Source organism: Spiroplasma endosymbiont of Virgichneumon dumeticola (genome assembly GCF_964264745.1).
GTDB lineage: Bacteria > Bacillota_I > Bacilli_A > Mycoplasmatales > VBWQ01 > Spiroplasma_E.
Window position 1 is genome coordinate 300,255 of sequence record NZ_OZ183478.1, and the last position, 21,167, is coordinate 321,421.

Genomic DNA, 21,167 nt, shown 5'->3' on the forward strand with positions numbered 1-21,167 from the left:
ATGAATAAAGAAAATGACTATATTTTTACATATAAAGAATGTCAATTATTAGAAGAGAAATATAAATTAGATTTTCTTTATTATGTTAGTAATAAATTAAGAAGTGAATGTGATGAGTGTAAAGATATTACTGATAATGATGTATTAGATTTAATTAATGAAGAAATGGCAAAAGTTAAAAATTTATTAAAAAAATATAAAAATAAAAAAATGTTAAAAGGTTATTATTTAGGATTAGAAACTGCAAAATCTTATTTTGTTTGTAGAGAGGGGCAATAATTATGAATAACTACTTATTATCGGTAGACCCAAGTATGAAAAATACTGGGTTTACATTATGAGAAAAAAATATAAGTAAAGATTGAAAAAAAATTCAAGATAATACACCATATGAATATTGAAAACCAATATTAATTAGTAGTTGTAGTTTTAAAAAAAATTCTATTGATAATTTTTATAGAGATATGCATTATGTTATATATGGTACTTTAGAATTAAAAAATGAATTAACTAATTCTAAAAATAATTTTGATTTAATTATTGAACGCGGTACTTTTCATAGTAAAAATGGTATTGGTTATGAAACTCAAGACCATTTACGTGGTTTTATTGCTGGACAATTTAATAAATTATTAACAAAAGATATGTTAATTAGTAGTAGTGAATGTAGAAAATGATATAAAGAAAAACAAGAATTACTATTACCAATATATACAAGTTATTCTAAAATTAAAAAATGAGATAAAGATTTTAGTATTATGTTTGCAACTAGTTTAATTAAGAAAAATAATTGAAATATAGAAATTAAAGACCATGACCAAGCAGAAAGTTTATTAATTGGTTGATATTATTTTAATAAGGAAGTGAAATAAAATGACAGTATATTGATGTAATGAATGTGAAACTGACTATATACATTGTGAATGCAGAAACTCTAAAAATTGAGAAAAATTAGACTAAAGGAAAAAAGAAAATGAAAACTAAATTAAAATGTATAGTTAAAAATTGAAAAAAATAAAAGAAGAGAAAATAATGAGTAAATAATGAGAAATATGAAATTTAAATTTATAAAAGGAGAATAAATATGGAAACAAATAATTATACTTTAACTAAATTAATAAGAACTGGAATTAGTCCAATTTCAGCAATGATAGGTACAAGTGCTTATTATGGACAATTAATAGGTAATCCAATACTTGGCAGTATTAATAGTTTATTATTTGGTAAAAAATTAGGTTTTGATATATGAAATTTAAATCAAAGACCTTCTGCTAAAACTAAACTAATTAATAGTTCTAAAAAAATATTATTAGGTTTAGGAACAATTGGGTTAGCAAATTATACTAAATGAATAGAAAATAATATTAATCCAACTCCTAGTCCATTACCAATTACGACAACTCCAATTCCAACTACTACCACAGAAACACCACCATGACCATTAATGGTTAATGAAAATAATAATCTTAATAATTTAATGGATTGAGATACTTATATTTCATTAAATGCTTATGGTATTTCAAATCTTATAGCAGGAATTACTGAATTAATACCTAATAGATTTGAAACTATTCGTAAAGTAGCAAATATAGCAAATGGTGGATGTTTAATATCAACTGGTGTTGCTATTGGTATTAATAATGGTTTTGATAATGCAAGTGCTATTCCTACTATTATTGCTGGTGCAAGTGAAATTACACATAGTTTATTACCGATAGAAACAAATCATGATAGAGAAATGCAAGAAACATCATTTACTAATTAAACAGCAAGATTAATTAATAATGATATTGATAATAGATTTACCATCAATAGCGAAACAACTAGTCAATATGGTAGTGATAATATGAGTGAAGTACCATTAAACCATGCTGATAATCATTAATTAAATTGAGATTATAATCACATGAGTTTATAACAGAAAGGAAAACATAAAATGAAAGAATTTATCCATGAACTAATTATCATAGGAACATATGTAGGAACATTAATTTGTAGAGAAATTATTGTAATTTTAAAAAAATATAGGCTTTTCTCTCTTTATGTACTATTTTTAAATTTTATCACATAAATGCTGAGAAAAGCCTATCTACGGACTTCTCCCCACATTTTTAAATTAAACATAGCATTACAGTTTCAAAACTAGGTATGTTATTGAATTTATATGCAGCTTCTTTTGCATATAAATGAATATGATGTTTTGCAACTTTGATATGTGTTTTAAATGTTCTTCGTATATGTTTTCATACTGACTCAATTTGGTTGGTATTTACACCAGTTTTTGAAACATAGCCATCTTGATGGTTAACTGTTTCATGCTTAGTGAAAACCGATTTCAAATCGCGATATCCTTTTCAAGAATCAGTATGTACATCACACTTTGAAGAAATGTGGTTTATTGCAAACTGCAAAAGATTTTTACTGTTTGCGTTTTTCAATACTTTCACAATCAGATTGTTGGTTGTTTTTTCATAAATACCAACAATCAAGGTTTTGTTCAACAAGGATCTTCCTTGTTTTTTAAAACCCATATGTGAAAGATACATTTCATCCATTTGCACTATGCCCTCAACAATGAATTGAGGTTCTTGTTTAGCAATGGCACTTCGGATTTTATGACCCATTCTTCAAGCTGTTTTCAAGGTCACTCCCAATTCTTTTGCAACATCAGTTGATGGAATTCCATGTTTGGTGTTTATTCATCTAAAGATGAGATAAAACCAAGATATTAAAGGTGTTTGTGACTTTGAAAATATAGTGCCCGTGAGAATACTGAATGTTTGATGACATTTCAAACATCTCATTTTTCTTAAATTAGAAGTATTCAAATTAAAACTAGAACACCTAATACATTTGCTTTGTTTCAAACTTGCTATATATGCAAGACATTGTTTTTCAGTTTGAAAAGTATTATTGAACTCATTCAATTTCATTGTTTCCTCCACAAGTACATGTGGGGAGAAGTCCGAAAATATATTACAACTCCAAAACATGTACGTTCTTATAATAAAATGAAAAAACATGAAAATAAGTTAAATAAACAACAAATAAAACTAGAAAAAATTATGCAAAAAGGACAAAACAAGGAAGTGAAATAACTATGGAAAATAATGAAATTGGCATGACAACTAACATGAAACAAATTTATTTGTTAATGTATAAAACTAATCAAAGTGATGATATGAAATATAAATCATTTGAAACATTAGAATTAGCAACATTATTTCATTTAGGTTTTAAAGAAGTAGTTACTAAAATCGGCTATCCTAATCGTGAAATTATTCATTATCAAATTTTAGCAATTCCATTTAATTTAGATGAAAGCAAAATGTTAAATTTTAATTAAGGAGGATTAAACATGATTGAAAATGAAACTAATGTAAAAAATGAATTTTTAACTGAAAATAATGCTGAACAAAATCAACCTGATAATGAAATTAATCAAAAAATTAATGAAGCAGAAAATAAGTTAAATAAAATTAATCAAGAACTTAAAGAACAACAAATGATTAATATTTTTAATAAATATCAAATTAAAAAAGAATTTCATGATTATTTAAAGTTTAAAACAAAAGATACTAAAAGTGAAGAAATAGAAAATACTATAAAACAATTCATTAAAGAACAGCCAGTATTAAGAACACCAATGAATACTGGCGGTAATCAACAAACAATTATTAATAATCAAATACCAACAAAAATTAATCCATTATTGGATTATAAAAAGAAAAATTATTTATAGAAAAGGAAAGTTAAAATGGCAGTAAATATTCAAACAAACTTAAATAATACAGAAAAATTAGTAGAAGCTCCTGAATTCATTGAATTTTTTAAACAATCAAATAGTCCATGAGCAAGTTTTTTTCCAATCGAAATGATTAATTCTACTACAATTGAGTTTATTATTAAATTACCAAAAGACCCAAAAATTAAAGTACTTCCATGAATTGATAAAAGTACAAGACTTGATGTTAGTTATGCAGAAACTGATAAAATTCAAAAATTTATTGAAAAATTATATGTTGCAGGTGAAACAATTTCTGCTGTTGATTTATTAGGAGAAAATCGTCAAAATTTATTAGATACAATGCAATATGAAATTGCAAATGATTTAGCAAACAAATTGGCAAGTGATGATACTAATATAATTTCTCAATTTGCTACTAAGGTAATAATCGATAAGGCAACAGAACTCAAAGAGCAAGCAATTAAATATTTAGAAGCAATGTTATCTTCTTGAAATACTTTATTTCAATTAAGAAATGATGTTAATTCTCGTTTCTTTATTACTAATAGTACTTATGATAGTCTTGTTTATTTAGCAGATAATAAAGGATTAATTACTGATAATCAAATAGCACAACAATTAAGATTAAATGGTAATGATTTTTATATAAAAGGTGTATTATGTCAAATTGTAATGGATGATTATATGACCTTTACTAATGATAAAAATGAAAGTGAAAGTATGTCTTTTATTTTAGCAACACCAAAAGCAATGAAAAGATATATGGTACAACAAACAATTGTTTATGTTCAAGAAATTGCTGATGATAAAGTTGGTAGAGCATACAAAGTTGGTGGTGAAGTATTAGGTCAATCAATTCCTTATATGTCAAAAAAAGAAACAACATCACGTTGAATGTTATGTGGCATTATTAAAACGGATAAAACTGATTTAAAAACTAAATTAACAACTTTAATAACTGATTTTACTGCTAAAACAGATAAAATAAATAAAGAATTAAGCGAAAATATTATGTATGCAAAAGAAGTTAATGGTTTAAATCCTGGTTTAGTAAATCCTATAATTACTTTTTTTAGTGATGCCCAAGGTAAAAATAATATAACTAGTCAAAAACAAAAAGCAGGTGACTTATATGTAGTTATTAGTACAAGTGTTAATGACTTAAACTATAAAGGCTCAACAAATCCTATTAAAATAATTATTAAATAAAGGAAATTAATACCATGCCAATTGGTACTACTAGCACTGCTATAATTTTAAACATAAATAAACCAAAACATACTAGAATAAGTAAACAACAAGAAAATAAAAGTTTATGATTAGAAATTCTAGAAATGCTAAGTGTACAAGTAATAGCAGTTGCCCTTGCTCCTTTTACTGGTGGTTTAAGTGAAGATATAGCACTTACATTAGGTGCAAGTGATTTGCTTGCTAGTATTAGTGCAACAAGTATTGAATTTGCAACTGATTTTACTATTAATCAAGTTTATGATTATTTAAAAGGAAATGTTACAAAATTAAATACTTTCTTTAATGTATTACCAGCGTTTGCTGGACTTAATAAAATTACTCGTGGTTTTCGTACTACTAAATTTATTAAATTAGCACAAAAAACTAAAACATTAGAAAAAATTGGCATTAAAGAAGCAAAAAATTTACAAGATGTTATTAATCAAGTAACAGGTAAAGAAATTTTAACTGATAAAATTATTGGTAAACAACGATATTTATCTAACTATTCAGTTGCACCTAATCGTGAAACAATATTGCAAAACTTAGGTTATATTGCTCAAAGACAATTTCATAATAATTTTAAAAAATTAGAAGAACAAGAGTTAAAAGATTACTTGTTATTACAAAATACATTAATAAAGTTAAGTCCACAATTCACTCCAAAATTTAAAATCAAAGATATAGATAGAGTAAATAACTTTTTAAAACAATATAATATTGAATTTAAAGAAGTATTAAATATGAACCAACATGAATGATTAAATTTAGTTCATACTTTACAAATACAAAATAAGGGTAAAACGTTGATTTTAACTTTAGAACAAATACGTGCTAATGCAATAAAATTTAATTTTAAAAATAGTAATATTCATAAATTTGTTTTAAAAACTAATAAAACTTTTAAATATTTTGACATTAGATTTTATTTAAGAACAGGATTAAATAAATTTTGAAAAAATACACCTTATTTTGAAAAATTACGAGAGAAAATCTATAAAATACAAGAAAGATTTGAAAAGTTAGAAGAAAAAGCAATAGCAAAAATTAATAAATTAAAAGAAAAAGCAAGTGATTTATTTACTAGTGCTGAGAAAAAAAGCAATTAAACATGCACAATTAATACCTTTAAATTCACCAGTATTTATGGGATGTAAAATTCAACCATTATCACTAGATAAATGTGCTATTACTATTTATCACCGTAATCCTAAATATAAGCCATTTGTTGTTATTGATACTTTTATTAAAGCAGAAACTTTCGTTACACAAGTACATCCTTTTCATTGATATCGCTGAAATAGTGGTTGATATATTGGTTATGGAGTTAATACTAATAAATGATTAAAAACAATAGCATTTGCGCCACCAGTTGTTCAACAGATTATAAGAGATGCTTTTAAGGTGCATCGCGAAATATTAAGAATAATAAGAACTTATCATAAAGTTATTAATGTTATTAATAATCCGTTAGAAAATGTTACTAAATCTTTTAAAAGTGTTAGTTTAAAATTTGGAGTTTATACATTATTTGGTACTGGTTTATTACATCATGTAGAAAAATTTGCTTATAGTCAAGTTGTTGAAAAAGATAAGAAAAAATTACAAAAAGAAATTATACATATAGCACATAGAAAAACTAAACAACGTACTAAACATTATAAAAAAGCATTTTTTAAGGAATGATAATATGATAAAAGAACTTTGAACTGATATTAGTTTAGAAAATTATAATAAGTGGTATCCATTAACTGGAATAATTAATGATACTCCACAACAATATGTAAATACATGACCAAATGCTAATGAATGATTTACTACATTTGCTATTCGCGCACAAAATGATATTAATGCTTATCTTAATTTTATTTTATATAAATTTCATTTTGATAGTTTTAAAGATAAATTAATTCAAGAAACATTAAGAGATATGGTTTATGTAATGATAGAACATTGAGTATTTAATCGTACTCCAATTGAATTTAATGTTGATGCTAATATTCAATTTAATAATGGTACACAGTTTAGTGCAAGTAGTATTCCAACAATTAATGTTTGAGATTTAGCACCAAGTAGAATGAAAATACTAGCTCAATTAACAAAATTAAAAGAGTTACTAATGAGTTATGATGAACAAGAAATTGATGTTGATAAAATTGATTTAGAAGCATTTTATACAAGAAATCAAGTAGATGAATTAATTGAAAATGAAAAAGAACAAAGAATTAGTGGTGATAAAGATAATCATGATTTTATATTAACTAAACAAATAAAATTATATGATGATGTTGTAAGTGAAAAAGAACATGAAGTATTTCGTGGTGCAGTTACTAAACTTGTAAATAAAAGTTATGTAGCAACTGAATATGACCCTGAAACTGAAACAATGATTTTAAATTGACCAAGTGAAATTGGTACATTACCACCTGAAGCATTACAAAATAATCCACAAGAGGGTGATTTTACTCATGCTCCAACTGCTGATTTTTCTGCTAAACAACAAAAACGGATTACTAGTAATGAAAATAATATTAAGTTAGCAAATACAGAAATTGAAAATATTAAAAATAATTGATTTAATATCGAAACAAGTCCTTTATGGAAACGTATCGATGAGCAAATTCCAATTCCTAATGATGATATTAACAAATGATTTATAGTTTTTTGAGATTATGGATTTCAGAATTATGATGATTTATATCTTGTTAAAAAAACTTCAAAATTTCAATTCGTTAAAAATCAAAATATCTCACCAACAGATGTCATATTAGATAAATTAATCTTAAAAGATAATGTTATTATAACATTATTGCTAAATCTTAAGACAAACATAATTTATTTCAATAGTAATAGTAATAATTATGGCGCCAATATTGATAAAATATATAAATATCAAGGCATAGGAAAACCTACTGAACTTATAGCAGAAACTAATAATAATGATAATTATTATAATAAACAAGAAACTAATGAACTATTAGATAAAAAACAAAATATTAGTGACGAAAATTTACAAACAAAAAATAAAACTATTGTTAGTGCTATTAATGAAGTTAAAAATGTTAATGATACACAAGATTTACATATTAGTCAAATTAAGACTGAAGTAACTAATGTACAAGGTGTTTTAGTTTTAAAACAAGATAAATTAATAGCGGGTACTAATATAACTATTGATAAAGAAACTAATACTATTAGTGCTACTGGTGGTAAAACTGATTTAACTGATTATTATAAAAAAGAAGAAACAAATAAATTATTAGATAAAAAACAAGATAAAATTTTTAATAATAAAGATGATAAAGATAGTACTACAAGATTAGTTAATGATGTTATAAATGTTGGAAATAGAACATTAATTTATAAAAATAAAAGTGGTCCTTCAGTAACAGATGATAATGATATTCCAAATAAAAAATATGTTGATGAAAAAATAAAATCTTTAAATGTTATTAAATGAAAAAATGTTGGTACAAAAGAAAGTAACATTAAAATTAATTATGATTTTAAAGTAAATACTTTATATAGAGTTGGTTATTGTTGAAAAAATGTAGAAAAAAGTCCAATTATATATATGCAATTTTTATGACAAGGTGAAGGTGCTGTATTAGCTAGTTTTTTTAAAGGTATTTCTGGAAAAAGAATTACTGAAGCTTATGTTGATTTAGTAGTTATTTCAAATGCTATTGCAATGGATAGATTTAATGATGATGAAGGTAAAATATATTCATTAGAAGAAGAAATAAAAGAAAATACTTATAAAATCACTAGTAATACATTAGATATTACTTCACCAAGTATAATTAATATAGATAAACCAATTAAAATTAATTCAAAAAGTTTAGAAACTAATGAAATAGAAGACAATTGTTGAGATATTGAATTAAAAGATAATCCAACACCAAATCCTAATCCTAATCCAAGTATTCCAAAATGAAAAGAAGTAGGAACAAGGATAACAAAAAACCAAATTAATTATAAATTTTTTTCCGGGAAAAAATATAGAGTTACTTATATATGGGATGGAGATACGCAACCTATTGCTTATTCTATAAGTAAAGAATTTAATAAATTACGGACTTCTCCCCACATGTACTTGTGGAGGAAACAATGAAATTGAATGAGTTCAATAATACTTTTCAAACTGAAAAACAATGTCTTGCATATATAGCAAGTTTGAAACAAAGCAAATGTATTAGGTGTTCTAGTTTTAATTTGAATACTTCTAATTTAAGAAAAATGAGATGTTTGAAATGTCATCAAACATTCAGTATTCTCACGGGCACTATATTTTCAAAGTCACAAACACCTTTAATATCTTGGTTTTATCTCATCTTTAGATGAATAAACACCAAACATGGAATTCCATCAACTGATGTTGCAAAAGAATTTGGAGTGACCTTGAAAACAGCTTGAAGAATGGGTCATAAAATCCGAAGTGCCATTGCTAAACAAGAACCTCAATTCATTGTTGAGGGCATAGTGCAAATGGATGAAATGTATCTTTCACATATGGGTTTAAAAAACAAGGAAGATCCTTGTTGAACAAAACCTTGATTGTTGGTATTTATGAAAAAACAACCAACAATCTGATTGTGAAAGTATTGAAAAACGCAAACAGTAAAAATCTTTTGCAGTTTTCAATAAACCACATTTCTTCAAAGTGTGATGTACATACTGATTCTTGAAAAGGATATCGCGATTTGAAATCGGTTTTCACTAAGCATGAAACAGTTAACCATCAAGATGGCTATGTTTCAAAAACTGGTGTAAATACCAACCAAATTGAGTCAGTATGAAAACATATACGAAGAACATTTAAAACACATATCAAAGTTGCAAAACATCATATTCATTTATATGCAAAAGAAGCTGCATATAAATTCAATAACATACCTAGTTTTGAAACTGTAATGCTATGTTTAATTAAAAATGTGGGGAGAAGTCCGTAGATAGGCTTTTCTCAGCATTTATGTGATAAAATTTAAAAATAGTACATAAAGGGAGAAAAGCCATGATTAATTATAATTGTTTAACAATTAAAAATGAGAGTATTATCTCTCATTTAAGTTCTTATTAAATCTAACTATTAACTTGATACGCCCGAAATGCAGTTATTTATAAAGAATAAAATTTTAATACAAAGTAGTTAAGCAATAATTTAAGCCTTTTCAATTTTAAAATTATTATATTCGTCCATATTAATATGAACACGATTTATCATTCATTTTTCATTAAATTCCATTAAAATTGAACCTATTATTCGATATACACTATCAACTCCATGAAATATGGTAACAACACCTTCTCTTCTTCGAATTTCACTGTTTAGGCGTTCAATGTGATTACTAGTTCTTAATTTTTTATGGTAATACAGTGGAAAGCTTAAAATTGCTAAAGCATCATCAACTCCATTTTCAAGAATTCGTAATGCCAAGTCTAAAAGATGGGAATAATTATCTTTCATTTCTTTAAGAATCATTCTAGCCATTTTAATACTACTAGCGTTGAAAATGGCATTAACATCTCTTTCGACTTTTTCTCTATCCTTTTTAGGTGTTTTATCCAAGATATTACGCATAAAATGTGCTTGACATCTTTGTCATTGCACGCCTTGAAAATGTTTTTGAACTGCTTTAACTAACCCTTTATGGTCATCAGAAACAACTAAATCAAGACCAGTTAAGTTACGTTCTTTCAATGAAGAAAAGAATTCACTTCATGTAGTTTCTGATTCTGAATCACCAACCATCATTCCTAAAATATCTCTATGACCTTGGTCATTTATACCTAGGGCTATAAAAACTGCTTTAGAGATTACTTGATTATTTTCTCGAACCTTAACTGTACTCCATCAATAATTATAAAAGGATAGGAATTTGCGCTTAAATCACGGTTTTTTCATGTGCCTATTACTTCAGTTAATTCTTTACAAATATTAGAGACAGTAGATTTAGAATAATTAATACCGCACAATTCTCTTGTTATGTTATCAACTTTCCTTGTTGATACACCGTCAATTACCATTTGCATCATGGTAGATAATAATGCTTGTTCTGAACGTTTAAACTTTTCGAAAATTTCAGTTTCAAAAGATTTATTACAATGTCTAGGGACATTTAAATTCAAAATTCCATTTACAGATTTTAAATCACGCTGATAATAACCGTTACGGCAATCTGTTCTTGCTTCATTTCGTTCATAATTATTAGCACAAATTTGATCATCTGATTGATTTTTTAAAAGTTTATTTAAAAATAATTCAATAAGTAATCTTATGCCTTCATTTTTAGTCTCTTTTGAAAGAAATTTTCTAATTATTTCAGAATCTATTGTAAAATTTAATGGAGTCATATATTTCTCATCCTATCTAGTTTTTATTTTCAAACTAATTATATTTGATAAGGAGGGGTATATGGCTCATTTTTTATTACTTTTTTAATTTACACACAATCTTAGACTTAACCTATCCATGAACTAATTATCATAGGAACATCTGTAGGAACATTAATTTGTAGAGAAATTATTGTAATTTTAAAAAAATATACGGACTTCTCCCCACATGTACTTGTGGAGGAAACAATGAAATTGAATGAGTTCAATAATACTTTTCAAACTGAAAAACAATGTCTTGCATATATAGCAAGTTTGAAACAAAGCAAATGTATTAGGTGTTCTAGTTTTAATTTGAATACTTCTAATTTAAGAAAAATGAGATGTTTGAAATGTCATCAAACATTCAGTATTCTCACGGACACTATATTTTCAAAGTCACAAACACCTTTAATATCTTGGTTTTATCTCATCTTTAGATGAATAAACACCAAACATGGAATTCCATCAACTGATGTTGCAAAAGAATTGGGAGTGACCTTGAAAACAGCTTGAAGAATGGGTCATAAAATCCGAAGTTCCATTGCTAAACAAGAACCTCAATTCATTGTTGAGGGCATAGTGCAAATGGATGAAATGTATCTTTCACATATGGGTTTAAAAAACAAGGAAGATCCTTGTTGAACAAAACCTTGATTGTTGGTATTTATGAAAAAACAACCAACAATCTGATTGTGAAAGTATTGAAAAACGCAAACAGTAAAAATCTTTTGCAGTTTGCAATAAACCACATTTCTTCAAAGTGTGATGTACATACTGATTCTTGAAAAGGATATCGCGATTTGAAATCGGTTTTCACTAAGCATGAAACAGTTAACCATCAAGATGGCTATGTTTCAAAAACTGGTGTAAATACCAACCAAATTGAGTCAGTATGAAAACATATACGAAGAACATTTAAAACACACATCAAAGTTGCAAAACATCATATTCATTTATATGCAAAAGAAGCTGCATATAAATTCAATAACATACCTAGTTTTGAAACTGTAATGCTATGTTTAATTTAAAAATGTGGGGAGAAGTCCGTAGATAGGCTTTTCTCAGCATTTATGTGATAAAATTTAAAAATAGTACATAAAGGGAGAAAAGCCATTCTTAATTATTTCTCGTCTAAATGATAATCAGACAATATTGAATAATTAATTCCGGATTTTTGTTACACTCCCAGGAGTAAGTTGTGATAATATTTCTTTAATAGTTGGCAATAATGATACATTATATATAAATTTTCGAGGTACTCTTTATAAAAGCGAAAAATTTGTGAACTTATTGAATAAAGTGGGCAATTAAAAGATTATCTTATAATAAGTGTTATATTAAACATAATTTTACAAAAATAAACTTAGTATTTATTTTGGGAATGAGTTAATCAATATTCGATTAAACTCATTCTTTTTATTTAACCTTCTTAATTTTAAAAATTTTGCCATTATTTACACTTCTAATCAAAAAATAAGAATAGAAAATAACTTTATTTATTAAAATTAAAGTTATAATAAAAGTATTAAAAACAAGGAGGATTAACATGGCAAATAATAAAAATCAATATCAAGCACTAATTAATGGTGAATTATATGAAAATAAACAATGAATAACAGTAATGAATCCCACAACTAACCAACCAGCAGGACAAGTTCCAGCACTAACCAAAACAGAGATTGATAAAACATATCAAGCAGCAAAAATAGCTCAAATTGCTTGAAGTCAAATACCGATTTTAAAAAGAATTGAACTATTAAATAATTGAAAACAATTAATAATTCGTGATAAAAAAATTATGGCAAACATAATGAGTTCTGAAATTGCTAAAGGTATCAAAGCAGCAATTAGTGAAATCGATCGTTCTGTTGAATATATTGACTATACGTTACAAGAAGCATTACGTTTACATCCTCAGTCATACACTGGTGATAGTTGGGGAGTAATGAATAAATTAGGAATATTTGAACATATCCCTAAGGGTGTTATTTTAGCAATTTCACCTTTTAATTACCCAGTTAATTTGTCAGTTTCAAAAATATTTCCCGCTTTAGTTACTGGAAATAGTGTTGTTTTTAAACCAGCAACACAAGGGTCCTTAGTAGGATTATATTTAGCAAAGTTAGCCAATGAAGCAAAAATCCCACCTGGTGCTTTCAATGCAGTTAGTGGTAAAGGTAGTGAAATTGGTGATATTCTAGTTGAAAATCCAATAATTAATGTTATTTCTTTTACTGGTAGTGCCGATGTTGGCAATCGTATTTCTAAAAAATCATTAAAAACCGATTTGATTTTAGAATTAGGTGGTAAGGACCCAGCCATTGTGCTAGATGATGCTGATCTTGAAGATACTACTACTAAAATTGTTAAAGGTGCTTTTAGTTATTCAGGTCAACGTTGTACTGCTATTAAAAGAGTGTTAGTAGCTCGTGGAATTAGTGACAATTTAATTACCTTATTAAAAACGAAAACAGAAAAATTAACAGTCGGAATACCAAGTAATAATTGTGATATTACCCCAGTTATTGATATGCCAACTGTTGAAAATTGTAAAAAATTAATTAAAGATGCCTTAGAGAAAGGTGCATCTTGTTTAACAGGTAATAAATTTAAAGGTAATTTAATGTCACCAACTATTCTTACTAATGTCACCATTAATATGGATTTAGCGTGAGAAGAACCATTTGCCCCATTACTTCCAATTATTGTTTTTGATGAAATAAATGATGCTATTAAAATTGCTAATGATTCAAAATATGGATTACAAGCTTCAGTATTCACGACTAATATTAATAGTGCTATGAGTATTGCTAAACAGTTAGATGTTGGTAGCGTTAACATTAATGACCAATCACAGCGCGGACCTGATCATTTTCCATTTACTGGAGTTAAAGATTCTGGACTTGGTGTTCAAGGTATTCATGCTTCATTAATATCATTTACTCGTCCCAAAGGAATTGTAATTAATTGAAAAACTAAAATTTAATTAGGCTTTTCTCCCTTTATGTACTATTTTAAATTTTATCACATAAATGCTGAGAAAAGCCTATCTACGGACTTCTCACCACATTTTTAAATTAAACATAGCATTACAGTTTCAAAACTAGGTATGTTATTGAATTTATATGCAGCTTCTTTTGCATATAAATGAATATGATGTTTTGCAACTTTGATATGTGTTTTAAATGTTCTTCGTATATGTTTTCATACTGACTCAATTTGGTTGGTATTTACACAAGTTTTTGAAACATAGCCATCTTGATGGTTAACTGTTTCATGCTTAGTGAAAACCGATTTCAAATCGCGATATCCTTTTCAAGAATCAGTATGTACATCACACTTTGAAGAAATGTGGTTTATTGCAACATCAGTTGATGGAATTCCATGTTTGGTGTTTATTCATCTAAAGATGAGATAAAACCAAGATATTAAAGGTGTTTGTGACTTTGAAAATATAGTGCCCGTGAGAATACTGAATGTTTGATGACATTTCAAACATCTCATTTTTCTTAAATTAGAAGTATTCAAATTAAAACTAGAACACCTAATACATTTGCTTTGTTTCAAACTTGCTATATATGCAAGACATTGTTTTTCAGTTTGAAAAGTATTATTGAACTCATTCAATTTCATTGTTTCCTCCACAAGTACATGTGGGGAGAAGTCCGAATTTTATTTTTTATTATATTTGTTTATGTTTATAAAAGAAAAAAATTTATTAATAAAATCAATAAGATTATCAATGAAAATTTATTAAAAATAGACAAAAATAATTATAAATTTTCAGATAGAAATTACTTTCCCCTTTTTAATGGAATTAAATCAATAGTTTTGGATAAACGTTATAAATATTTTTATAAATTTAAAAAGAGATATAAAGATGGAAGTTTAAACAATGAAATTTTTGATTTAGTTAAAAAATATTATTTAAAAAACGAAAAAGAATCAAAGTAAAATTATTAATTACGTATTACCCCTCTTTATCACTATCTTTCTTATAAGTTAGACAATAGCAACTAGTACCAAAAAAATAATAAAATTCAAAAAAAATATATGTTTAAGTCTTGTTTTACTTTTTGTAAGTAAAACAAGACTTTTATATTTAAAGGAGATAGAAATGTTAATAATAGAACAATCAAATTTAGAAAGCCAAGACTCTGATGGAGATGCTGCTATGAATATAAATAGTAATGAAACTGCTTGAGAATTTGCTTATAATCACTACGGAGCAGAAGTAGTAACACTAACGAGACTTGATGAAAGTGGTAAATTAGAATATAAAACAGAATTCACTTCTAGTGTTATTAAAGTTATTAATGAGAAATTTGTAATGATTGATAATAAATCATTATGACAAAAAGTTATTAAATTAAACGATGGTAAAATAATTTTAGAATTGACAAATCTAAATGATATCAAACAATTACAACAAACTGTTAAATTATATCAAAATGAACAAGAATATAATAATGAGTGGATATTGCCAATAGCACAATTTTTACAAGAGAATTTTAACTGAGTAGTTATTGAAAATGAAAGTAATTTATTAAATGAAATTTTCAATTCAAAATATAGTTTTTTATCTATTATGATAATTTTAACTTTAAGTCTAGGTTCATTTTCTTTATTTGATGATAAAAATAATTTGCATGAAGAAAATCCATTATTACATCTTTTTAATGATTGAGAAGATGTAATGATAAGTATAACAAGTGGATTGACAATGATTAATTTATCATATTTAAATTATAAAATTATTAATTTGATTTCAAACTGGAAGTATTTATCATTTTTGGTAGTAAGCACTGTAATGGGTGCCTGAAAAAATTATTTAAATTTATATGTTAGTGAAAATGAATTTGATTGAATCACTTTTGCAAAAGGTATTGGTGTTAATTTGAGTATATGTATAATCGAAGAATTAATTTTTGATAAAATCGCTCAACCTTTGATTCGAAAAATATGAGAAAATTTGAGAAACAAAAATATTTTAAAAACTACTGGTTTAAGTGCTATTATATGTTTACTAATTTTTCTTTCTGCTTTAGAAAGTGTAATCAGTGGACTTTTTGGAGAACAAAAAGAAATAAATTTAGAAAACGTAATAGAGGCTTTACCTTTGGCATTATTAGTGACACTTATTGAAAATGGTATCTATAGTGCTTATTTTTCTTATTTTAACTTATTTTTGCCTAAAATTAAAAATTTCATAGTAACGCCCCTAATTAGTGGTGTTAAATGATGTTGAAGCAATGTTACATCATGTTTTACAAACAGTGATATAATAGAAAATGTTGCTAATGTCGCAAATAATGAAACAGAAAATAAATTATTAGAAGAATTTATCAAAAATAAATTAAAAAACACTAGTATTGAGGAGGTACTAGAATTAGTTAGTTTATTACAAAGTAATCAAAATGAACAAGAAATAGTAATTCCAATAGATGATGATACAACACCATTATTGGAAAATAGAGAATGTTTATTCCCGAATGATGTTATAAATAATTTGGTGTTTATTGATGACCACGGGAATAGTTCTCGTACATTGTGTCTTTAAAATCGTCATGAATCATTTTATTTACTATATATAGTTTAACTAACTTATAATACCAATGAGATGAGTAATATAATTTCACTAGTAAATTTACTGATTAATTATTTGGAATTATTTTTCGAACCTGAAATAGTAGTTAATCAAATAATAGATAAGATTTTTAATTATTAATGTTTTATAGTATTATTTATTTATAAAATTAATTTTTATTTAATGAAGGAGTTAATAATAATGGATTTGTCAAAAACATATGATATTTGAAAACAACAAACTTTACCAAAGCACTTACAAACCCAATTAGATAAAATGTCAAAAACTGAAATTGAAGAAGCTTTTACTGCTACTTTAGAATTCGGTACTGCTGGTATGCGTGGAGTTACTGGTGTCGGAACAGGAAGAATTAATGAAATTATTATTATGAAAGCTACTGTAGCTTTTACTCAATATTTAACATCAACTTTTTCACAAAAAGATTTAAATCGCGGAATTGTTATCGCTCATGATAACCGTCATTTTTCTGCTGAGTTTACTATGATAACAGCTAAAACATTAGCTAAACATAATATTCCTGTCTTTTTATTTCAAGACAATGATTTACGTCCAACTCCAGTTTTATCTTATAGTATTCGCAAGATTAACGCAATTGCTGGAATTGTTATTACTGCTAGTCATAATCCACCAGAATACAATGGTTATAAAATTTATGATCAATATGGTTGTCAATTCTTACCAGAAGTTACTAATGTTATTGGTCACAATATGGAACAATTAACTGATGATTTTCAATTAGAGTTTCCTTATAACAAAGACTTAATTAAAGAAGTCCCCTTGACAGTAGAAACTAATTATCGTAATGATATTAAAAATTTACAGTTTTATCCTGATGTTAAAAACCGTAATCTGAAAATTGTCTTTTCTAACCTTCATGGGACCAGTCGTGAGTGAGTTCCACCGCTTTTAGAACAATGTGGTTATGAAGTAATTATCGTTAAAGAACAAGCAAGCTATGACCCTGATTTTAAAGGTGTAATCTCGCCTAATCCTGAAGTGCAACCAACTTTTGATTTAGCTATTAAATATGCTAAACAACATAATGCACAACTAGTGATTTTAAATGATCCAGATGCTGACAGAATTGGCATTGCTGTTCAACATCAAGGAGAGTATGTGTTACTAACAGGTAATGAAACAGCACCAATCTTATTAGAATATTTATTGAGTCATTATCAAAAAACTAAAACAATGCCTGAAAATCCGGTTATGTATAATACTTTCGTTACTTCTAACTTATCTGATACTGTGGCTCAATCTTATGGGTGTCAAGTCATTAAAACATTGACTGGTTTCAAATGAATTGGTGCTGAAATGCTAAAAGAACAAGTTCGTAATATTAATTTTGTTTTTGGTTTTGAAGAAGCATATGGTTATGTTATTAAAGATATTACTCGTGATAAAGATGGTATTCAATCTGCTATGGTTGTGGCCGAAGCTGTTTGATATTATTTACAATCACAAAAAACATTAATTGATGTTTTAGAAGATATTTATAAAAAATTTGGTTATTATTATTGTTATACTGTTAACTTAGTATTAAAAGGTCAAAAAGGACAAACTGAAATCAATGGCATGTTGGAAACTTTACGAACTAGTGGAATTCCTTCATTACATAATATTAAAGTTGAAAAAGTTGAAGACTATGAGCAAGGACTTTATGGCACGCCAGGTCAAAATTTATTAAAATTCTATTTTATTGATGGCTCATGATTTGCTGTCAGACCTAGTGGAACAGAACCTAAAATTAAATTTTACTTTGTTTGTATCGACAAAAATACTAATGTTGCAAAACAAAAAATGCAAGCAATGTATGAAGAACTAGCAAAAAAATATTTAAAAATTACTAATATAAAATGATAAGGAGAAAAATGTTAATGACAACTGTAATTAAAGATATCAAACCTAATAATACTTTAAAATTAATAGTAATCATTGGCCGTGTCATTCAAGGTGTTGCGTCTAATAATACTAACTATTTAAATTTACAATTACAAGATAAAACTGGTAGCATTTCAGCTCGAATTTGGGATGCTAGTAAAGAAGCTATTGCTCAATTAACAACAGGTGTTGTTGTTAAAGTTGAAGCTAATAGCATTAACTACAATAATGAAGTGCAGTTAAAAATTAATGAATGAGAAATTGTTGCTAATCCCAGTGAATATTATGAGTTATTGTTAACACAAGCACCAATCGACATTGCCCAAGCATGAACTGAGATTAATCAAACAATTAAAGAATTTAAAAATCCCATTTTAAAAAAGATTTTAATTCAATGTTTTAGCGAAAAAATAATCAATGATTACAAACGCTGACCAGCTGCTGTAAAAATGCATCATGCTGTGCAAAGTGGTTTACTATGACACTCAGTTACTATGTTAAGGATGGCTAAACAAGTAGTTAATATTTATGATGACCGTAATATTAATAGTGACTTATTGTATGCTGGTATTATTATGCATGACTATGGGAAAATTATGGAATTAGATAATAATGCCATTAGTGCTTTTACTTTGGCAGGAAAAATGATTGGTCATATTTCATTAGGTGCCATGCAAGTAACACAAGCATGTCAAGAGTTGAACATTAATTTACAAGAGGAAATGGTTGTCTTATTACAGCATTTAATTTTAGCAAGTCATGGTAAATACGAATATGGTTCACCAGTTTTACCTAAAACCATGGAAGCAGAAATTTTGCATCATCTTGATAATCTTGATGCTAAAATATATGCTATTGATGAAGCATTAGTTAATACTAATGTTGGTGAATCAACTTCACGTGTGCCAGGTATTGAAAATCGAATGTTTTATAAACATCAAAGTCTAAAAACTAAGAAATAAAGTAAAAAGTCAGAAAACATGCCTAATAATAATTAAAAAGTTACCAATTAAGGTAACTTTTTAATTAGGTGCCAACCTAATTTTTTTCTTACTTAAACTCTAAGTAAATATTTTAATTATACATTAATATTTAAAATTGTGGAGTAATATTATATTTTTTAATTAAATTAAGAATTAGTATATTTTTTATATTCTGCAGTTTGTTTATATGTTTCATATCTTTTATCACTTTCTTTTTTTGCTTTTCAACCTCTTTTTGATTATCATTTACTCATTTTGCTATATTTTTAAAATTATTATTTTGGTCTCTTTTAGTAGTCATTCTTTTAATCTTCCCTTTCTATAAATAAATTACGGACTTCTCCCCACATGTACTTGTGGAGGAAACAATGAAATTGAATGAGTTCAATAATACTTTTCAAACTGAAAAACAATGTCTTGCATATATAGCAAGTTTGAAACAAAGCAAATGTATTAGGTGTTCTAGTTTTAATTTGAATACTTCTAATTTAAGAAAAATGAGATGTTTGAAATGTCATCAAACATTCAGTATTCTCACGGGCACTATATTTTCAAAGTCACAAACACCTTTAATATCTTGGTTTTATCTCATCTTTAGATGAATAAACACCAAACATGGAATTCCATCAACTGATGTTGCAAAAGAATTGGGAGTGACCTTGAAAACAGCTTGAAGAATGGGTCATAAAATCCGAAGTGCCATTGCTAAACAAGAACCTCAATTCATTGTTGAGGGGCATAGTGCAAATGGATGAAATGTATCTTTCACATATGGGTTTAAAAAACAAGGAAGATCCTTGTTGAACAAAACCTTGATTGTTGGTATTTATGAAAAAACCACCAACAATCTGATTGTGAAAGTATTGAAAAACGCAAACAGTAAAAATATTTTGCAGTTTGCAATAAACCACATTTCTTCAAAGTGTGATGTACATACTGATTCTTGAAAAGGATATCGCGATTTGAAATCGGTTTTCACTAAGCATGAAACAGTTAACCATAAAGATGGCTATGTTTCAAAAACTGGTGTAAATACCAACCAAATTGAGTCAGTATGAAAACATATACGAAGAACATTTAAAACACATATCAAAGTTGCAAAACATCATATTAATTTATATGCAAAAGAAGCTGCATATAAATTCAATAACATACCTAGTTTTGAAACTGTAATGCTATGTTTAATTAAAAATGTGGGGAGAAGTCCGTAGATAGGCTTTTCTCAGCATTTATGTGATAAAATTTAAAAATAGTACATAAAGGGAGAAAAGCCATAAATTATAAATTAATATTTGTACTAGATAAGTACTTTAATATTATATATTAGTATTTAAGATTGTGG

Annotated in this window: 24 protein-coding genes and 1 pseudogene; 20 read left to right on the forward strand and 5 right to left on the reverse strand. The window is 26.5% G+C overall.

Translation table 4 applies throughout. The annotated features are described in order from the left end of the window. From ACFEL4_RS02015 to ACFEL4_RS02025, 3 genes are all read left to right on the forward strand, one after another. Complete coding sequence (locus tag ACFEL4_RS02015; RefSeq protein WP_375317251.1) at positions 1-279, forward strand: hypothetical protein; 279 nt, start codon at positions 1-3, stop codon at positions 277-279. A 2-nt stretch (positions 280-281) separates the two neighbouring features. After that, complete coding sequence (locus ACFEL4_RS02020) at positions 282-872, forward strand: hypothetical protein (RefSeq protein WP_375317897.1); 591 nt, start codon at positions 282-284, stop codon at positions 870-872. Between the two features lie 212 nt (positions 873-1,084). Beyond that, positions 1,085-1,765 (forward strand): hypothetical protein, encoded by a 681-nt coding sequence (locus tag ACFEL4_RS02025; protein ID WP_375317249.1) that lies wholly within the window; start codon positions 1,085-1,087, stop codon positions 1,763-1,765. 346 nt (positions 1,766-2,111) lie between these two features. Here ACFEL4_RS02025 and ACFEL4_RS02030 read toward each other — a convergent pair whose 3' ends face one another. After that, positions 2,112-2,933 carry an IS1595 family transposase gene (locus tag ACFEL4_RS02030; RefSeq protein WP_375316797.1) on the reverse strand — a complete coding sequence of 274 codons (822 nt, stop codon included), beginning with the start codon at positions 2,931-2,933 and terminating at the stop codon, positions 2,112-2,114. Here ACFEL4_RS02030 and ACFEL4_RS02035 point away from each other — a divergent pair. The 9 genes from ACFEL4_RS02035 (at position 2,914) to ACFEL4_RS02075 (ending at position 9,930) form a co-directional block, all read left to right on the forward strand. Continuing rightward, entirely contained in the window at positions 2,914-3,036 is a 123-nt protein-coding gene (locus tag ACFEL4_RS02035; RefSeq protein ID WP_375317898.1) for a hypothetical protein, read from the forward strand. The two genes, ACFEL4_RS02030 and ACFEL4_RS02035, sit on opposite strands and share 20 nt — an antisense overlap. A 64-nt stretch (positions 3,037-3,100) precedes the next feature. Further along, on the forward strand, positions 3,101-3,346 hold the full coding sequence (locus ACFEL4_RS02040; protein WP_375317076.1) for a hypothetical protein: 246 nt from the start codon (positions 3,101-3,103) through the stop codon (positions 3,344-3,346). Between the two features lie 12 nt (positions 3,347-3,358). Then, positions 3,359-3,742 carry a hypothetical protein gene (locus ACFEL4_RS02045; RefSeq protein WP_375317005.1) on the forward strand — a complete coding sequence of 128 codons (384 nt, stop codon included), beginning with the start codon at positions 3,359-3,361 and terminating at the stop codon, positions 3,740-3,742. Positions 3,743-3,757: 15 nt separating this feature from the next. Continuing rightward, positions 3,758-4,957, forward strand: a complete 1,200-nt coding sequence (locus tag ACFEL4_RS02050) for a hypothetical protein (protein WP_375317899.1) — start codon at positions 3,758-3,760, stop codon at positions 4,955-4,957. Positions 4,958-4,971: 14 nt separating this feature from the next. Then, entirely contained in the window at positions 4,972-6,087 is a 1,116-nt protein-coding gene (locus ACFEL4_RS02055) for a hypothetical protein (RefSeq protein ID WP_375317900.1), read from the forward strand. Between the two features lie 37 nt (positions 6,088-6,124). Continuing rightward, complete coding sequence (locus ACFEL4_RS02060) at positions 6,125-6,667, forward strand: hypothetical protein (RefSeq protein WP_375317901.1); 543 nt, start codon at positions 6,125-6,127, stop codon at positions 6,665-6,667. 1 nt (position 6,668) lies between these two features. After that, positions 6,669-9,149 (forward strand): hypothetical protein, encoded by a 2,481-nt coding sequence (locus ACFEL4_RS02065; protein ID WP_375317902.1) that lies wholly within the window; start codon positions 6,669-6,671, stop codon positions 9,147-9,149. After that, positions 9,089-9,625, forward strand: coding sequence for a hypothetical protein (locus tag ACFEL4_RS02070; protein ID WP_375317903.1), 537 nt, complete (start codon positions 9,089-9,091; stop codon positions 9,623-9,625). The genes ACFEL4_RS02065 and ACFEL4_RS02070 overlap by 61 nt, the downstream gene beginning before the upstream one ends. Next, a complete protein-coding gene (locus ACFEL4_RS02075; RefSeq protein ID WP_375317904.1) occupies positions 9,520-9,930 on the forward strand; it encodes an IS1595 family transposase in 411 nt (136 codons plus the stop codon). The genes ACFEL4_RS02070 and ACFEL4_RS02075 overlap by 106 nt, the downstream gene beginning before the upstream one ends. Positions 9,931-10,139: 209 nt before the next feature. Here the strand turns inward: ACFEL4_RS02075 and ACFEL4_RS02080 are convergent. Both ACFEL4_RS02080 and ACFEL4_RS02085 read right to left on the reverse strand, forming a co-directional pair. Further along, a pseudogene (locus tag ACFEL4_RS02080) lies at positions 10,140-11,332 on the reverse strand (IS256 family transposase). Between the two features lie 107 nt (positions 11,333-11,439). Further along, the gene (locus tag ACFEL4_RS02085; RefSeq protein WP_375317905.1) at positions 11,440-11,580 is read right to left on the reverse strand and encodes a hypothetical protein; all 141 of its coding nucleotides are present in this window, start codon (positions 11,578-11,580) and stop codon (positions 11,440-11,442) included. Here ACFEL4_RS02085 and ACFEL4_RS02090 point away from each other — a divergent pair. From ACFEL4_RS02090 to ACFEL4_RS02100, 3 genes are all read left to right on the forward strand, one after another. Then, positions 11,561-12,097, forward strand: coding sequence for a hypothetical protein (locus tag ACFEL4_RS02090; RefSeq protein WP_375317906.1), 537 nt, complete (start codon positions 11,561-11,563; stop codon positions 12,095-12,097). The genes ACFEL4_RS02085 and ACFEL4_RS02090 overlap by 20 nt on opposite strands. Further along, positions 11,992-12,381, forward strand: coding sequence for an IS1595 family transposase (locus ACFEL4_RS02095; protein ID WP_375316929.1), 390 nt, complete (start codon positions 11,992-11,994; stop codon positions 12,379-12,381). The genes ACFEL4_RS02090 and ACFEL4_RS02095 overlap by 106 nt, the downstream gene beginning before the upstream one ends. 518 nt (positions 12,382-12,899) lie before the next feature. Next, positions 12,900-14,339 (forward strand): NADP-dependent glyceraldehyde-3-phosphate dehydrogenase, encoded by a 1,440-nt coding sequence (locus ACFEL4_RS02100; RefSeq protein ID WP_375317907.1) that lies wholly within the window; start codon positions 12,900-12,902, stop codon positions 14,337-14,339. 86 nt (positions 14,340-14,425) lie between these two features. Here the strand turns inward: ACFEL4_RS02100 and ACFEL4_RS02105 are convergent, their stop codons facing one another. Then, the gene (locus ACFEL4_RS02105; protein ID WP_375317908.1) at positions 14,426-14,986 is read right to left on the reverse strand and encodes a transposase; all 561 of its coding nucleotides are present in this window, start codon (positions 14,984-14,986) and stop codon (positions 14,426-14,428) included. 18 nt (positions 14,987-15,004) lie between these two features. On the opposite strand from ACFEL4_RS02105, the gene ACFEL4_RS02110 reads away from it, so the two are divergent. The 4 genes from ACFEL4_RS02110 (at position 15,005) to ACFEL4_RS02125 (ending at position 19,804) form a co-directional block, all read left to right on the forward strand. Beyond that, a complete protein-coding gene (locus tag ACFEL4_RS02110) occupies positions 15,005-15,307 on the forward strand; it encodes a hypothetical protein (protein WP_375317909.1) in 303 nt (100 codons plus the stop codon). A 163-nt stretch (positions 15,308-15,470) separates the two neighbouring features. Then, entirely contained in the window at positions 15,471-16,913 is a 1,443-nt protein-coding gene (locus ACFEL4_RS02115; RefSeq protein ID WP_375317910.1) for a hypothetical protein, read from the forward strand. Positions 16,914-17,141: 228 nt separating this feature from the next. Then, complete coding sequence (locus ACFEL4_RS02120) at positions 17,142-18,824, forward strand: phospho-sugar mutase (protein WP_375317911.1); 1,683 nt, start codon at positions 17,142-17,144, stop codon at positions 18,822-18,824. A 14-nt stretch (positions 18,825-18,838) separates the two neighbouring features. Then, positions 18,839-19,804: a 3'-5' exoribonuclease YhaM family protein gene (locus ACFEL4_RS02125; RefSeq protein WP_375317912.1), complete on the forward strand. Its 966-nt coding sequence runs from the start codon at positions 18,839-18,841 to the stop codon at positions 19,802-19,804. Positions 19,805-19,934: 130 nt separating this feature from the next. On the opposite strand, the gene ACFEL4_RS02130 is transcribed toward ACFEL4_RS02125, so the two are convergent. Continuing rightward, a complete protein-coding gene (locus ACFEL4_RS02130; protein WP_375317913.1) occupies positions 19,935-20,126 on the reverse strand; it encodes a hypothetical protein in 192 nt (63 codons plus the stop codon). 67 nt (positions 20,127-20,193) lie between these two features. On the opposite strand from ACFEL4_RS02130, the gene ACFEL4_RS02135 reads away from it, so the two are divergent. Then, on the forward strand, positions 20,194-21,036 hold the full coding sequence (locus tag ACFEL4_RS02135; RefSeq protein ID WP_375317914.1) for an IS1595 family transposase: 843 nt from the start codon (positions 20,194-20,196) through the stop codon (positions 21,034-21,036). Positions 21,037-21,167: the final 131 nt, after the last annotated feature.